The 14,508-nt window shown below is 52.0% G+C and carries 16 protein-coding genes; 4 read left to right on the forward strand and 12 right to left on the reverse strand.

Annotated elements, in window-relative coordinates:
* Positions 1–51 precede the first annotated feature (51 nt).
* The 5 genes from K0J45_RS11155 to K0J45_RS11175 form a co-directional block, all read right to left on the reverse strand.
* Positions 52–465 (reverse strand): hypothetical protein, encoded by a 414-nt coding sequence (locus K0J45_RS11155; protein WP_220042617.1) that lies wholly within the window; start codon positions 463–465, stop codon positions 52–54.
* Positions 466–560: 95 nt separating this feature from the next.
* Positions 561–1,616 (reverse strand): hypothetical protein, encoded by a 1,056-nt coding sequence (locus tag K0J45_RS11160; RefSeq protein WP_220042618.1) that lies wholly within the window; start codon positions 1,614–1,616, stop codon positions 561–563.
* Positions 1,617–2,319: 703 nt separating this feature from the next.
* A complete protein-coding gene (locus K0J45_RS11165) occupies positions 2,320–2,760 on the reverse strand; it encodes a YcgN family cysteine cluster protein (protein ID WP_220042619.1) in 441 nt (146 codons plus the stop codon).
* Between the two features lie 115 nt (positions 2,761–2,875).
* Complete coding sequence (locus K0J45_RS11170; protein WP_258406670.1) at positions 2,876–3,814, reverse strand: lytic murein transglycosylase; 939 nt, start codon at positions 3,812–3,814, stop codon at positions 2,876–2,878.
* 69 nt (positions 3,815–3,883) lie between these two features.
* Positions 3,884–4,165: a YcgL domain-containing protein gene (locus K0J45_RS11175; protein ID WP_011865981.1), complete on the reverse strand. Its 282-nt coding sequence runs from the start codon at positions 4,163–4,165 to the stop codon at positions 3,884–3,886.
* A gap of 126 nt (positions 4,166–4,291) precedes the next feature.
* Here K0J45_RS11175 and minC point away from each other — a divergent pair, with 126 nt between their 5' ends.
* The 3 genes from minC to minE are packed head-to-tail and all read left to right on the forward strand — an operon-like array spanning position 4,292 to position 6,054.
* Positions 4,292–4,957: a septum site-determining protein MinC gene (gene minC, locus K0J45_RS11180; RefSeq protein ID WP_220042621.1), complete on the forward strand. Its 666-nt coding sequence runs from the start codon at positions 4,292–4,294 to the stop codon at positions 4,955–4,957.
* A gap of 24 nt (positions 4,958–4,981) precedes the next feature.
* On the forward strand, positions 4,982–5,791 hold the full coding sequence (gene minD, locus K0J45_RS11185; RefSeq protein WP_220042622.1) for a septum site-determining protein MinD: 810 nt from the start codon (positions 4,982–4,984) through the stop codon (positions 5,789–5,791).
* 2 nt (positions 5,792–5,793) lie between these two features.
* Positions 5,794–6,054, forward strand: a complete 261-nt coding sequence (gene minE / locus K0J45_RS11190; RefSeq protein WP_011865984.1) for a cell division topological specificity factor MinE — start codon at positions 5,794–5,796, stop codon at positions 6,052–6,054.
* Between the two features lie 109 nt (positions 6,055–6,163).
* On the opposite strand, the gene rnd is transcribed toward minE, so the two are convergent.
* The 7 genes from rnd to tsaB form a co-directional block, all read right to left on the reverse strand.
* Positions 6,164–7,270, reverse strand: coding sequence for a ribonuclease D (rnd, locus tag K0J45_RS11195; RefSeq protein WP_220042623.1), 1,107 nt, complete (start codon positions 7,268–7,270; stop codon positions 6,164–6,166).
* A gap of 90 nt (positions 7,271–7,360) precedes the next feature.
* A complete protein-coding gene (gene fadD / locus K0J45_RS11200; protein ID WP_011865986.1) occupies positions 7,361–9,034 on the reverse strand; it encodes a long-chain-fatty-acid--CoA ligase FadD in 1,674 nt (557 codons plus the stop codon).
* Between the two features lie 198 nt (positions 9,035–9,232).
* Positions 9,233–10,168 carry an alpha/beta fold hydrolase gene (locus K0J45_RS11205; protein ID WP_258406671.1) on the reverse strand — a complete coding sequence of 312 codons (936 nt, stop codon included), beginning with the start codon at positions 10,166–10,168 and terminating at the stop codon, positions 9,233–9,235.
* 2 nt (positions 10,169–10,170) lie between these two features.
* Positions 10,171–11,019: a class I SAM-dependent methyltransferase gene (locus tag K0J45_RS11210; protein ID WP_220042624.1), complete on the reverse strand. Its 849-nt coding sequence runs from the start codon at positions 11,017–11,019 to the stop codon at positions 10,171–10,173.
* An 82-nt stretch (positions 11,020–11,101) separates the two neighbouring features.
* Positions 11,102–11,803 carry a M50 family metallopeptidase gene (locus K0J45_RS11215; RefSeq protein ID WP_220042625.1) on the reverse strand — a complete coding sequence of 234 codons (702 nt, stop codon included), beginning with the start codon at positions 11,801–11,803 and terminating at the stop codon, positions 11,102–11,104.
* A 145-nt stretch (positions 11,804–11,948) separates the two neighbouring features.
* Entirely contained in the window at positions 11,949–12,317 is a 369-nt protein-coding gene (locus K0J45_RS11220) for a hypothetical protein (RefSeq protein WP_220042626.1), read from the reverse strand.
* 65 nt (positions 12,318–12,382) lie between these two features.
* The gene (tsaB, locus tag K0J45_RS11225) at positions 12,383–13,126 is read right to left on the reverse strand and encodes a tRNA (adenosine(37)-N6)-threonylcarbamoyltransferase complex dimerization subunit type 1 TsaB (RefSeq protein WP_220042627.1); all 744 of its coding nucleotides are present in this window, start codon (positions 13,124–13,126) and stop codon (positions 12,383–12,385) included.
* Between the two features lie 453 nt (positions 13,127–13,579).
* On the opposite strand from tsaB, the gene K0J45_RS11230 reads away from it, so the two are divergent.
* Positions 13,580–14,497, forward strand: a complete 918-nt coding sequence (locus K0J45_RS11230) for a DMT family transporter (protein ID WP_220042628.1) — start codon at positions 13,580–13,582, stop codon at positions 14,495–14,497.
* Positions 14,498–14,508 lie beyond the last annotated feature (11 nt).

Raw genomic sequence — 14,508 nt, forward strand, 5'->3', positions numbered from 1 at the left:
CACCAACAACGCCTATAACCAAAGTCAATGAGACGATAATTGTAGTAGCCATTATGCTATCTCCTCATTAGCTGCAATTTTAGAAATTCTATGGAATACAGAAAAACTGATTAAAAACGAAATCACAGCTAAACCTACAGCGCAATATTTTATTGCTTCAATATCTATAAAACTTGGAATTCCCTCACTTATCATTATCAATGCAAATAAAACGCTATAAAAAGCAATGAATGCTATAGAAGTACCATTTTGAACAGTTTTCCACGATTTTTCATCATCAGTTAGATGCTCAATTTCATTGATATTGGAAATATGTAAAATTAAACCAAAAGCAATAAAGTCTGATGCCATTATTAAACTGACCACTCCGGACTCAGTTACACACCAAACAAATATCCTCGAAAAGATAGGAATTAACCCCACTAAAACAGTGTAAATCAGCCATTTTATTTTTTTATTTTCCATGTTTAATGCTACTCCACGCAAGAATGTACCCTATAACACTTGACTCTGAGATATCATTAAGCGAAGCGCAGTCCCTATCAGCCATTTGTTTTGCACTAATCGAACGCCTTTTTAATTTCTACTATAGCTTCGTCAGCCACTTTAACCAAATCATAAAAATCAATTTCTCTAGAATCATGATATGAACGCCTCTTTATATTTCTAAGCCCAAAGTCAGCGTCAGCCTGCATCCAATACACGTCTTTTGAATGTTCAGGATGAATGACCGAAGCAGCATATTTCCCCGCTTCACCATCCAAGTTAACATGATGAAATATCGCACAAAAATCAACTAGCTTTTTGTCTTTTGTGGCAATCCATGTGTCTTGTTTAACACCACCAACACCATTGTGATCGATAATATTAGCTGCCTGCAATAGATGAATATCACAAGCACCGTTGAAGGCGATACTCATAACTTCAGATGAATTTTTAGGTAATTTTTCATCACTTGTTTTAAGAAAGTTATTTCTAATCTTCCTTCTTAACTCTATGGTATCTCTACAGTCTGCAGGAGGCTCAGCAAAGCAGTATTTTGCTACTTCAATTTCAGCAGCACTCAGAATATCAACTTTACTTTCAAGCTTATCTAAGAAACATTTAAACTTATCTATCGGTTTTCCTTTATATTTATTGTCAATTAAATTCAAGTACAGAATACATGCAAACGAGATAGCTAGAACAGACTTAGATTCAAGCGAAAGGTCATTATACCCATAATTTTCCTTTTTCCCTTTATACTCTGAATATATGCAATTAGGAGTATCCACAAATCCTGGCAGGTGTTCAGAACAAAATAACTCGTACTTTTCTCTTGACTGTTGTGCTAGCTCTGGTGGCATTTCATTCAGAGCTAATCCTGGAGATATACATACACTTTTAGGTGGACATCTTTGCAAAAGTTTAATTAGATTATGTAATCCTTGCTTTTTTACTGACGCCCATTTATTTCCATTGTTTACAACCCTCTCCATACTAATAAGGATATTTGTATCCAAAGTGATAGTCGTTTCAATACCTTGTGATATGTTTTTTGAAATCAAGACTGGATCAAGTTTAATCTCTCTATCAAAAGGTCTGCTTGGCTTAATAAATAATGTTCGCTTTTCCATGATCCTTGATTCCTGAATAAATGGGTTCAGAGTTAACTTTTGAGGGGTTTGATTGGCATATGTTGGTTGGCTTTTTCATTCCCTGAATGGCGTGGTCGATGTTTGGTTCGAGTTGGCCTAGCTCTGTCCTTGATTGGTGATACTTTAATCTATCTTGTTGCTGAGATTCAACATCTCATTTCACACTTTCGTGGAATTTTTCTTTAGGAATAATAACTTGTATCTACTAGCAATCAGAAAGGCTAAATCGAAGAAACGTTAGATACCGAGTGTAGATGCATCTGCGGACGTCGATGGCAGGGATGCCATCGTCGAGCCTCCAAGGATGACTCCCTTTAAAGCAAAGAGTCGGCGTGTAGCAGATGTATCTGCACATAAGCCTGCCGGAGGCAATTGATCCACCATGAAGAGATGATTCTAGGCGCCCTTGCAAATACAAAACGTCGCTAGACGCTCGGCCCAAACATCATCCGATACCAGCAAGGTTAAATCGAAGAGACAATTAACTTGGTGCAGGTGCGGCTGAGGCCTTCGACAGCAGGGATGCTGTCGTAGAGCGCCCAAGGAAGGGTTTACAGCGTGCCGCAGCAGCACCTGCACGAAGAGCCTGCCGCAGGCAATAAGTAACATTGATGACTAACGCTACTGCAAAGTGATTGAAATCAAAAAGACTAAAACCACTTTTCACTAGTTAAGTGAAGAACTAGTCGCAATCTTTGAGCGGCCACAGAACTATATGGTCCTCAAGGTACCTAACCTTGTTCTCATTCACTATCTTGTTGCGGGTCGACATCCCCAGTTCATGCATCTTGGTCTTGTCGCCGGTTAACAGCGGGTGCCAACTGGGGAGGTCCCGGCCCTTATACAGGCGGCGGTAGGCGCAGCTGTCTGGCAGCCAGGTGAGTTCGGCGATGTTATCTACCGTCACCTTAGTGCAGCTGGGGACGAAGGTAAAACGCTGCTCATAGTGCATGCAATTACACGCCTTTGCATCGAGCAGCTTACAGGCGGCGTTGGTGTAGTAGAGCTCATCGGTTTCATCGTCGATGATCTTATTGAGGCAACACTTACCACAGCCATCGCACAGCGATTCCCATTCCTGGGCACTCAACTCTGCGAGGGTTTTCTCTTTCCAAAACGACATCTTTACAATTCTTTCAAGGGCCAACTCTTATAAAAACCATATATTTCAATGATCAAAAGTTGACGGAGTGCTTAGGCGCCAAGCCAGCTCAAACCGGCTCGGCGTCTCGAGTAGCCTATTTTATCTCAGGATACTTAATTCTTTCCGACAGGTAGGTCACAGCCAGGGTCAGATGATCCGACGCCTGTGTCTGTCTCAGTACCCGGTAGTTGTCATACACCAGATAGCTGCGACCACCCTCGCCATCGGGCCTAATCAGCGACACCTGCATATCTTTGCGTGATGGCAGGTCACTGCCATTGAAGCGCCTAACCCCCAGAGCCTGCCACTGATCAAAGCCTTTGTGTACCTCGAGCCCCACCAGATCCTTGGGCAGTTCGCTAGGGGATTTCACCTGGCGTCCCCAGGTGCCATCATAGTCCCAGCCAAGCTGCTTGAGATAATTTGCCGTGGTGGCGAAGGCATCGGCGAGATTCTGCCAGATGTCCACCTTACCGTCGCCATTACCATCTTTGCCGTATTTGGCCAGTTGCTTGGGGGTAAAGTGGGGGTAGCCCATCAGGCCGGAGGCATCGCTCTTGAGGCTGTCGAAGCTAAGTTGGTCACGCTCCATCAGCTTGAGCGCCGCGAGAAACGCCCCATCCAGGCCTTCGCCATGATAGGCGTTGGAGGCGATCACCGTCAGCGCCGGATAGTCGCTGGCATCGAAGGCCGAGGCTATGCCCCAGTAGGCCAGCACAAACCTTGGCTGGACACCGTATTCCTTACCTAGACGGTCGAAAAGCGCCTTGTTATCGCGATACAGGCTTCTTGCCTCCTCTACCAGGGCTTCGCTCACCCGCTCTGGGAGATAGGTATCCAGATTTTGCGGGCTATTTTGCGGGCCATTGGCGGCGGGTTCGTTAACCACCGCCTTCTTGAACAGCTTTATCTGATCGAAAACCGCGTCTATGGTGCCTTGGGCGATCCCCTGCTCGACTGCTTGCTGCTTTAACTCAGAGAGATATTGATCGTAACTGAGCGCTGACTCTTGGGCTTGCAAGGAGCTGGTCAAAACCAAGCCATTTGCAAGTAGAGCACTTAGCAAAACATTCTTCAAAAACATGCACTTTCCTATCGGTAACTAGTCTCTGCTATAACCTATCTCTTTCTTGTACTCTTCGAGTAGGTTAACCGGCGGTGGTGGTAATTGAAGATAATACCCCTTCTCGGCTAGTTCAACTTTTACTTTTTCGATATCGGCAAGGGCTAACTGTTCACGTTTGTTTAGCGGCAGCAACATCACCAGTTCTGGCGTGCCAAACATCTTCATCAGAGGCTCGGGTACACGCTCGAAATCGTTGCGTTTCTCCACAAAAAGATAGCTATCGGGTTTTAAGCGACTCTTATATACAGCACAGATCATATAGGGTGAAATTTCCAGTTTATTCAACTTGCCAGCAAATTGCGCACACTATAACATGGAGCGCAAGGATTATAATAATATCTAGCCGGCGCGAGCCGGTTAATTTTATCAAGAGCAAGTTTAGGAATGCAGAAACCTAGCCTCGAATTAAAAGGCTCTTCATTTACACTTTCAGTGCTGCATATTAATGATGCAGATCTCGACGGAATTGCCCGCGAACTCGACGATAAACTGGCCATCGCGCCGCAGTTTTTTCTTGGTGCGCCCCTGGTGGTTAACCTCAGCGCCATCTCAGACCCCGAATACAATCTCGCCGGCCTCAAAGATCTCTTGATCTCCAGGCAATTGGTGATTGTGGGGATCACTGGCGCGCCGAGTGCTATCGCTAATCAGGCCAAGGCCTTGGGGCTTGCGCTGGTCAAGTCTGGCAAACAGAGTCAGACCCAGCCGCAGCTGCCGAAAACCACCAAGATCGTGAAGCAAAACATTCGCTCCGGGCAGCAGATTTACGCGCAAAATGGCGATCTCATCATCATAGGCGCCGTGGGTAATGGCGCAGAAGTGATTGCAGATGGCAGCATACACATATACGGTAGTCTTAGAGGCAAGGCCATGGCGGGTGCCAATGGCGACAAGAATGCCGTGATCATCGCCCAAAATATCGATGCCGAGCTGGTCTCCATCGCCGGGCAATATTGGTTAACCGAGAATCTACAGGCACATGCCTCGATCAAGAGCGGTTGCATCAGGCTAGACGGCGACAGCCTTACCGTCGAAGCACTATCGCTATAGAAATTGAAAAGGACAGAAACAAACATGGCACAAATTATTGTTGTCACCTCAGGTAAGGGTGGAGTGGGCAAGACCACTTCGAGTGCGGCCATTGCCACCGGCCTGGCATTGAAAGGACATAAAACCGTCGTAGTCGATTTCGATATCGGCCTGCGTAACCTGGACCTCATCATGGGGTGTGAGCGCCGCGTGGTGTACGACTTCGTCAATGTGATCAACGGCGAAGCCAACCTGAATCAGGCGCTGATCAAAGACAAGCGCACCAGCAAGCTGTTCGTGCTGCCCGCCTCTCAGACCCGTGATAAAGACGCCCTGACCAAAGAAGGCGTGGGCCGCGTGCTGGACGAGCTTAAGGAAGATTTCGAATACATCATCTGCGACTCACCAGCGGGTATCGAAACCGGCGCCATGATGGCGCTCTATTTTGCCGACACGGCGATCGTCACCACCAACCCTGAGGTTAGCTCGGTGCGCGACTCCGACCGTATCCTGGGCATGTTGCAGAGCAAGTCCAAACGCGCCGAAGAGGGTCTTGAGCCGGTCAAGGAGCTGCTGCTACTGACCCGTTACTCCCCTACCCGCGTCGCCACCGGCGAGATGCTGAGCGTGGCCGACGTGGAAGAGATCTTGGCCATTCCGCTACTTGGGGTGATCCCCGAGTCGCAAGCCGTACTCAAGGCCTCTAACTCGGGCGTACCTGTGATCATCGACCAAGAGAGCGATGCCGGTAAGGCCTACAGCGACGCCGTGGCACGACTAACGGGTGAAGACGTAGAGATGCGTTTCGTCACCGAAGAGAAAAAAGGATTCTTGAAAAGGATATTTGGTAGCTAATTATGTCTTTACTCGATTACTTCAGAGCGAAAAAAGAGCCTACGACCGCAACCACCGCCAAGGAGAGATTGCAGATCATCGTCGCCCATCAGCGCGGCGAGCGTGATGCGCCAGACTACTTTCCGGCGATGAAGCAGGAGATCATAGAGGTGATCCGCAAGTATGTGCAGATAGACAGCGATCAGGTATCGGTGCAGCTGGATCAGAACGACGACAACCTGTCGGTACTGGAACTGAACGTGACCCTGCCGGAAAAGCCTTAGGCAGCTAGCAGGCCAAACTCAGTAGCCAGAATAAGCATACAGAAAAGCCCTCTATTGAGGGCTTTTTCATGGGCGCCGTTTGGCGTTTAGCAACTTGAATAATCCTGCCTTAACAGCTGATCTCGGCCAAGGCTTGCTGACTTAACTCACCACGCCAGCCCTGTAACACCAAGGGCATCTCGCCCTGGCCATCATTCCAGCGCCACTGCAGGTACTCATGGATATGACGCTTAGAGCCCAGCAGCTCCATTGGCACCTGATGGGTTTCCGCCAACTGGGTTAGCGCCTGTTTGATCGCCTTGAAGGCCGACTTGTAGCCGGGTTTTAGGGCGATCACATCGATAGCCTCGGGCAGGTTATCCAGATCCGCCTTGGCCATCTCGGCGATGATCGCCTTGGCATGCAGGCGCTTCTCCTGCTCGGTCAGCTCAGTCATCCTGAAGATCTCGCCTGTAGACTTAGGCTGCTTCTTGGCCAGCGCCAGCAGCGCGTGATCTTTGATAACGAAGCCCAGGGCCAAGTCTCTGTCCAGCGCTTTTTGCAGGCGCCACTTGGCCAGCACCTTCAGATAGGCAAGCTGCTTAGGGCTTAGCTGGAAGGCGTTCTTCACCTTGAGGTAGGCGGTGTCACCATCCGGGCTCTCAAGACGCCCCTGGGTCATACGCTCGCCCTCTTCCAGCAGCCAAGGCATTCTGCCAGACTCTTGCAGCTTTTCTAGCAGCTGAGGATAGAGCCGATAGAGATAATCCACATCGTTGGCCGCATACTGCAGCTGAGCATCGCTGAGCGGACGTTTCATCCAGTCGGTGCGCGACTCGCCCTTATCCAGCTGCACGCCCAGGCAGTGCTCCACCAGCTTGGCGTAGCCCATACCGTGGCCCCAGCCGCAGAAGGCGGCGGCGATCTGGCTGTCGAACAGCACCTTAGGCTGACAGCGACCGTAACGGGCCAAGACTTCGAGATCTTCGCTGCAAGAGTGCAGCACGCTTACCATATCGTCGCGCTCCAGCAGGGCCCAAAATGCAGAGAGGTCGCTTACCGCCACAGGATCGATCAGCGCCAGGGTCTCGCCGTCATAGACCTGGATCAATCCCAGCTTGGCGTAATAGGTGCGGGTGCGAACGAATTCGGTATCCAACATCAGGACCTTAGCCTGACGATACTTAGCCACCAGCTCTGTTAGGCTGGCGTCATCCTCTACATATTGAAAGGTCAAATCTCATCTCCAAATGCTATGGCTCGGTGAACACAAAAGCCGGCATAATGCCGGCTTTGAGTCACCTACAACGGGTGGTTTCCTATATAACTAGGCCGATTTGGCTTCGTCACGCAACTCGCGGCGTAAGATCTTGCCCACGTTGCTCTTAGGTAGCTCATCCCTGAATTCTACCAGCTTAGGAATTTTATATCCCGTCAAATGATGACGACAGTGCTTGATCACCTGCTCTTCGGTCAAAGATTTGTCTTTTGGTACCACAAATACCTTCACCAGCTCGCCGCTCACCTCATGGGGAACGCCGACGGCCGCCACTTCCAGCACCTTAGGATGCAGGGCAACCACCTCTTCCACCTCGTTGGGGAAGACGTTAAAGCCAGAGACCAAGATCATATCTTTCTTGCGATCCACGATAAAGAAGAAGCCTTGCTCATCCATGTAACCGATATCGCCGGTGGCCAGGTAGCCATCCTTATCGATCACCTTGGCCGTCTCTTCCGGGCGCTGCCAGTAGCCTTTCATCACCTGAGGGCCCTTGGCAAACAGTTCGCCGGTCTCGCCCTGAGGCAGCACATTGCCCTCCTCGTCGCGCACCTGCATGTCGGTATTGGCGACCGGGAAACCAATAGAGCCGTTGTAGCCCTCTAGGTTATAGGGGCAACAGGTCAGCAGCGGCGAGGCTTCGGTCAGGCCGTAACCTTCCAGCAGACGTGTCTTAGTGATCCCCTGCCACTTATCGGCCACGGCGCGCTGCACCGCCATACCGCCACCGATAGAGAGCTTAAGGTTGGAGAAATCCAACGTCTTAAACTCTTCCGAGCTCACCAGGGCATTAAACAAGGTGTTCACGCCGGTGAGCGCCGTGAATGGATGCTTCTTCAGCTCAGACACGAAGGCAGGGATATCCCTTGGGTTAGTGATCAGCAGGTTGTTCGCGCCTTTGTGGAGGAACAAGAGACAGTTCACCGTCAGGGCGAAAATGTGATACAGCGGCAGCGCGGTAACCACAAACTCCTTACCATCGGCCAGCAGCGGCGAATAGGCCGCGTCGGCCTGCAGCAGGTTGCTGACGATATTGCCATGGGTCAGCATGGCGCCCTTAGACACACCTGTGGTGCCGCCGGTATATTGCAAGAAGGCGATATCGTCCCCCTTGATGGTCGGCTTTACATACTGAAGGCGGCGTCCCTTAGAGAGCGACTGACGCATAGAGATGGCATGTGGCAGATGATACTTAGGCACCATCTTCTTGATGTACTTGACTACAAAGTTCACCAGGGTGCGCTTAGGCGCGCTGAGCAAGTCGCCAAGACCTGTGAGGATCACGCTCTTCACCGGCGTCTGCTCCACCACCTGTTCCAGGGTGTTGGCAAAGTTAGATACCACGACGATAGCCTTGGCACCCGAGTCGTTGAGCTGATGCTTCAACTCTCTTGGGGTATACAGAGGGTTCACGTTGACCACCACCATGCCGGCACGCAATATGCCAAACAGGGCGATGGGATACTGCAGCAGGTTAGGCATCATGATCGCCACGCGATCGCCCTTCTGCAGCTTGAGTTCGTTTTGCAGATAAGCCGCAAAGGCACGGCTGCGCTCTTCGAGTTTTCGATAGGTCAACGTCGCGCCCATGTTCACAAAAGCGGGCTGATCGGCATACTTGGCTACCGAGCTTTCAAACAGGTCGATCAGCGAGCTGTATTGCTTTGCATCGATAATAGCGGGCACATCATGGGGTAAATTTTTCGTCCAAAGCTGTTCCACGAGTCTCTCCTAAATCCCCAGGCAGAGTTAAGTGAATGAGGTCATTCACTTAAGGTTTCAAAAACAGAAACTAAACACTGACTTATAAATATTGTAGGTAACACCCAAAAAATCATACGGGCGTTTTAATTTTGAACATCATCACACAATTAGAGTAAAAATCCTAGTGTAATTTTACCATCCCTCCCCGAGGGGCTGTCACGCTAAAAATGCCTTAATTGCCGCGGCCACCTCCAGGCTATTGCCCATATGGAGATGATGGTCACCTTCGAGGGTCACCTGAGTGAGATCTTGATACCAACTGGCGGCGATTTCGCACAGATCTTCGCCAGCGGAATCATGGGCTTCAGACACCTTTTCTGTCTGGTGATAGCCCATCAGGGGATAACCCTCTTTGCCTCTAATGACCAGCACCTTGCCAGCGTGGCCCTGCATCAGGCCGCTGACATGGTCAAAATCGAGCCTCATGGGGGAGTCTAGTTTGAGTCTGGGGTCGCTACGCCAGTAGTAGTGACCGTCTGTTAGCTGCAGGTTGCGCTCGAGAATTAGCCTACACCAGGGCATGTCCAGCCCGGTGAGTTTATGCCTTGCCCTGACGGCGGCATCCAGCATCACAGGCTTAGGCGCGAGCTGATTCATGGCGGCCCGCTGATGGGCATCGAAGCTGCGCCTGAGCCTTAACTTGCTCTTAGCGGGCGCCTCAAACAGGGGCGCGAGCGCCTCGATAACGATCCAATGCTTGGCCTTCTCGGCAAAGGCGGCGCTGTAGGCCGAGGCCACTATGCCGCCCAGCGAATGGCCTATCACACCATGCAGGGGCTGATGACGCACTATGGCATCGATAAGCAGCTCGAGATCATAGAGGTAGTCTATCCAGTGCAGCGGATAGCCGCCGGGCCTGTGCTGTGACGCGCCGTGACCGGGCCAATCGATCGCCAGCAGGCGGTACTCGCTGAGGTGCTCCGCCAAGGGCGCAAAACTGTTGGCGTTATCCAGCCAACCGTGCAGCGCCAATAGCAGCGGCTTGTCCGCCTCCCCCCACAGCCGACCAGAGAGACGAATATGGGGCAGTGAAAGCATCACTTCATTGCCATCACTTGAGGGCTGACACAGGGGGGCTAGCGGATCGCTCATGGTTAAGACTTCTTCACAAATTTAAGCGTCATGCGGTCGCTCTCGCCGATGGCAAGATACTTGGCTTTATCCTGATCGCCCAGACGCAGGCTCGGCGGCAGGGTCCAGACGCCCTTAGGATGATCTTTGCTGTCTTTAGGGTTGGCATTGACCTCACTGGTGGCCACCAGGGTAAAGCCGACTTTCTCGGCCAGCGCGATCATCTCATCCTGCACCATGTAGCCTGTGCTCAGATCCATGCCAGGGTTTGCCCTGTGCTCCACCACGCCAAAGGTACCGCCAGGCTTTAACACCTTGTAGGCCGAGTCGAACACCTGCTCCAATACCCCGGACTTGGCCCAGTTGTGCAGATTTCTGAAGGTCAGCACCACATCTGCACTGTTAGGCGCGCCAAGCTCTATAAGCCTTGGAGGGTCGAAACTGATACTCGATGCCTGGCCTAAGGTATCGCCATGATCCTTGAGCCACTTTTCCAGCGCCTTGCCCAGGCGAATACGATAGCCTGGCACCTCTAGGCCCTCTGGCGGATTGGCATCGAAATTCGCGGCGATATAGTGACCCTCTTTCGCCAAGTATGGGGCGAGGATCTCGGCGTACCAACCACCGCCCGGCCAGAGTTCCACCAGAGTATCGCTTGGCTTAACGCCGAAGAAGCTCAGGGTCTCACCCGGGTGACGATACTGATCACGCTCCATGTTTGCCGCTTGTCTCAGTGGATTGGTGAGCGCATCTGTGACCTGCTGATTGACCAGGTGTGTCTCGTTAGCCTGGGCATAGTTTGGGCTGACTAGGCTAGGTGCCGCCACGCCTATGGCTAATGCCATTGAGGCCGCTAAGGTTAAACTTTTCATATTCTCTCCCTAGATATTAGATAAGGCTAAAACACCTAAGCTATCAGGCTAATAACGAAAATTAAACTAGATATACAGTCGGTTACACTTTTTGCGCGCTCAGCTGATTGGTACTATCGACCCGGCGCCAACAGAGCCAGAGCATGGTTAAACTGGTGAGCAGCCAGATGCCTACCCAGAGCCAGGCCGGGATCCAGGTCTGCTCAGCCAGCATGGCCGCATCGCCGCGCCCCGGCATGCCAAGCAGCACTGTGGGGCTGGCGAGCGCGTTCAACATCACCATCAGCGCCATCACCCGCAGGGCAAAGGTCAGCAGTGGACTATGACTGAGTTTTAACGGCAGCAGAAACAGCAAGGCGAGCATCAACAAGATGGCGACGGTGAGCAGGTCCCGCCCCCAGAGCACGATACTCAGAAGCACCACCAGCCCGAGACAGCTAAAGCTGACGCGGATCCCCCTGGCCCAGGTGGCCAGATGAAAGATGAGTAGCCCCCAGAGCGCGGCGCCGAAATAGCCGGCAAAGCCAATCAACACGGGCCAGCCCCCCTGGCTCACACACAGACCCGCGCCATTGGGATAGAGCTCGATATGACTCACCATACCGCCGCTAATCAAGGTCGCCAGGGCGTGAGACGCCTCGTGAAAATAACTCTCCAGCCACTTAAAGGGCACGCTTAGATAGGGAATTCGTGTTAGCACCAAAGCCAGCAATAGCTCGACCATGAAGAGGCTGCGAGATGGCATACCAGGGCGAGAAGAGGGAGAATCGATAGAAAAAGCCATACTGAAGAACCCGTCCTATAGGTTGTTGATGCCTTAATGGCCGGCAATTTAGACACGCTGGCGCTACGCCGAAACATCTTCCTTTATTGAAGACTAAACATATCCCTGTATACGAGACTAAACATGAACCTAGCTAAACATGAACCTAGACATAGGTGTCTATGCCCACCATCTGGGAGATGGCATCGCGCTGGGCGGCGTGTTGGTGCAGCAGATATTGGCCTATGGCGCCGCGACTGCCACCGGTTTGTTGATCGTATTCAAGCTTGGCGTTGAGCCGCTCTTCGAGGGACTCCTGCTTGCGCTCGACCAGCCCCGTAGTGTCGCTATTTGCATCGCTAGTGGCACTAGCATTTGCCGCAACTTGGATCTCGTCTCTAGCAGGTACGGCGGGACCCACTGGCGTCACGTCGATAACATCGGTCCGCAGATCCTGCTGGGGCGCGATAGCATCGCTAATGGCAGAGGCACCCGACGAGAGGCCAGGCATCAGGTTAGATGACGAAACTTGCATCAAAGTAATTCCCCCTTCTCTCCTGACAGTCTGGTTACGCGATTATGCTTCAAGCCTACACTAAATTACTCGCGACCGGGCAGTTTTTTCCAGGTCACGGTATCACGCAGATACACTGGCTTTAACTGATCCACATCGGTCGCCTGCCCCGCCTTTATCGCGGCTTCTGCCAGCGGCAACATAAAGCGCGCGAGTGGGAACTTAGCCTCCTCGACCAGGGTCATCGCCTCAGTCACCAGCGCAGGGTAAGCATCAAACCCTGTGCCGCATGCAACGATCGGCGCACTAAAGTCAAGTGCACTCGCATCCTGTGCATTGGCCTCCAGCTCGCTGAGCTTCTGCTCGGGCGCGCAGACTTGCTCTTCACCGACCAGACTAGCCAAGCCATCGACAGCCAAGTACTCGCCGTAGTAAATCTCGCCCATGCGCGCATCGATAGCGGTCGCTACTTGAGTCGCGCCCTTTATCTCGATAGCCGCCTGGGCCATGGCCGCCAGGGTTGAGATCCCCACCACGGGAAGATCTTGGCCTAAGGCCAGCCCCTGGGTCATAGAGGTGCAGATGCGGATCCCGGTGAAGCTGCCTGGCCCACGGCCATAGGCGATCACATCCACCTGACTCAGCGCGATCCCCGCCTCTTGCAGTACCTCCTGCACCATGGGTAGCAGGCGTTGGCTGTGTTCCCGCGGCGCATCGGCCTCACGGGCAAACACCTGTCCCTGATATTGCAGGGCGACCGAACAAAACTCGGTGCAGGTGTCCAGGGCGAGTAAACTTAATGGGGCTGAGAAATCTTTATTTTCCGGCATGCAAAAACGAACCAAATCTGTCGCGATATCATGGCATTGCGCAGCTAATCGAACTGCGCTAACCCCTCATCGCCAAAACCATAGGATGAATGGCGCCGATTATAACGTAAAACCCGCTTAGGTATAGCCTTAATTGCCCGCATCATAGCGGTAAACCAAGCTATTTTATCGGCTAGACATTACTTGCCCTTTGGCCCTATAGCCCCTTGAGTTGATATATACGCTATGGCAAAAAATCCGTTTTCTCTTTGAGATAAACCCGATAGGATAGGCTCACGCTTATCGGCTTCTTAGCTTAAATTAGCGCTCAAGTCGTTGCTTAAGTTTTCGCTTAAGTCGGCGGTTTAGCCAGCACGCAAGCTAATGGCCTAATACAAAATCAAATACAGAAAGCTAGCACAGACACTCAACCCAAGGATCTAGAGTCGCACTCAGATGTAGGCTAATGACGTAATGAGTCAATCAAGAGCACAGTCCCAACCTCTGTCACAATCGCCATCGCATTTATCCTCCCAGGCCGTGATGATGGCCCTAGGCTCGGCCATTTTAATGGGCACAATCGGCGCACTGGCGCGCACCGCCAACCTTGAAGCCAGCATCATCACCTTCTATCGCCTGCTGATCGGCGCCGCCTGTCTCATCGCCTACATGCTTGCCACAGGCAAGGCCAGACAGATCCTGCATCGTCCGGGGAAACGCCATCTGTTTAATGGCGCTATGCTAGCCGGTTTCATGGTGTTTTACGTGCAATCCATAGGTTACATCAACATGGCCAATGCGGTGATGCTGATCTATCTCGCCCCCCTGGTGAGTGCCATTGGCGCTCACTTCCTCTTCCATGAGCGGCTTAGGCGCCAGGACCTGCTAGCCATAGGCATCGCCCTTGTCGGCGTCGTAGCCATCTTGCCGAGCCTTGAGAGCCTCACGGGCAGCACGGCCGAACTCAAGGGCTATGGCTTTGCCCTGCTGGCGCTGTTGAGCTACAGCGGTTTCATGTTAATCAATCGCCGCCCCGCCAGTGCCAGCCCCTATCAGAGCACGCTTATCCAACTGAGTTTCGGCGCGCTCTGCCTGCTGCCCTTCGCCCTGCATCAAGCCGTGGTGCCCAGCTTAACCCAGTGGTTCTGGCTGGCACTGATCGGCGTATTTCCCGGCTTTCTGGCGATCTTATTCGCGGTCAAGGCGCTACGGGCGTTGCCCGCGGCCACCTTCGGCACCTTGGCCTATATCGAACCTGTGACCGTGGTGATCCTCGGCTGGAGCCTGTTTGCCGAGCACCTCACCCCGATACAATTAATGGGCTGTGGCCTGATCATCTGCGCCGGACTGATACAGACGCGCAAGCGACGCCGGGCCCCTAATCCCCAATAGAAGGAGTTGTC

The sequence above is a fragment of the Shewanella alkalitolerans genome (assembly GCF_019457575.1).
Taxonomy (GTDB): domain Bacteria; phylum Pseudomonadota; class Gammaproteobacteria; order Enterobacterales; family Shewanellaceae; genus Shewanella; species Shewanella loihica.

What these genes read in the sequence shown, in the direction of transcription:
- K0J45_RS11155 (WP_220042617.1), bottom strand. Translation starts at nt 465, where the DNA reads ATGGAAAATAAAAAAATAAAATGGCTGATTTACACTGTTTTAGTGGGG.
- K0J45_RS11160 (WP_220042618.1), bottom strand. Translation starts at nt 1,616, where the DNA reads ATGGAAAAGCGAACATTATTTATTAAGCCAAGCAGACCTTTTGATAGA.
- K0J45_RS11165 (WP_220042619.1), bottom strand. Translation starts at nt 2,760, where the DNA reads ATGTCGTTTTGGAAAGAGAAAACCCTCGCAGAGTTGAGTGCCCAGGAA.
- K0J45_RS11175 (WP_011865981.1), bottom strand. Translation starts at nt 4,165, where the DNA reads ATGATCTGTGCTGTATATAAGAGTCGCTTAAAACCCGATAGCTATCTT.
- minC (WP_220042621.1), top strand. Translation starts at nt 4,292, where the DNA reads ATGCAGAAACCTAGCCTCGAATTAAAAGGCTCTTCATTTACACTTTCA.
- minD (WP_220042622.1), top strand. Translation starts at nt 4,982, where the DNA reads ATGGCACAAATTATTGTTGTCACCTCAGGTAAGGGTGGAGTGGGCAAG.
- minE (WP_011865984.1), top strand. Translation starts at nt 5,794, where the DNA reads ATGTCTTTACTCGATTACTTCAGAGCGAAAAAAGAGCCTACGACCGCA.
- K0J45_RS11205 (WP_258406671.1), bottom strand. Translation starts at nt 10,168, where the DNA reads ATGAGCGATCCGCTAGCCCCCCTGTGTCAGCCCTCAAGTGATGGCAAT.
- K0J45_RS11210 (WP_220042624.1), bottom strand. Translation starts at nt 11,019, where the DNA reads ATGAAAAGTTTAACCTTAGCGGCCTCAATGGCATTAGCCATAGGCGTG.
- K0J45_RS11215 (WP_220042625.1), bottom strand. Translation starts at nt 11,803, where the DNA reads ATGGCTTTTTCTATCGATTCTCCCTCTTCTCGCCCTGGTATGCCATCT.
- K0J45_RS11220 (WP_220042626.1), bottom strand. Translation starts at nt 12,317, where the DNA reads ATGCAAGTTTCGTCATCTAACCTGATGCCTGGCCTCTCGTCGGGTGCC.
- tsaB (WP_220042627.1), bottom strand. Translation starts at nt 13,126, where the DNA reads ATGCCGGAAAATAAAGATTTCTCAGCCCCATTAAGTTTACTCGCCCTG.
- K0J45_RS11230 (WP_220042628.1), top strand. Translation starts at nt 13,580, where the DNA reads ATGAGTCAATCAAGAGCACAGTCCCAACCTCTGTCACAATCGCCATCG.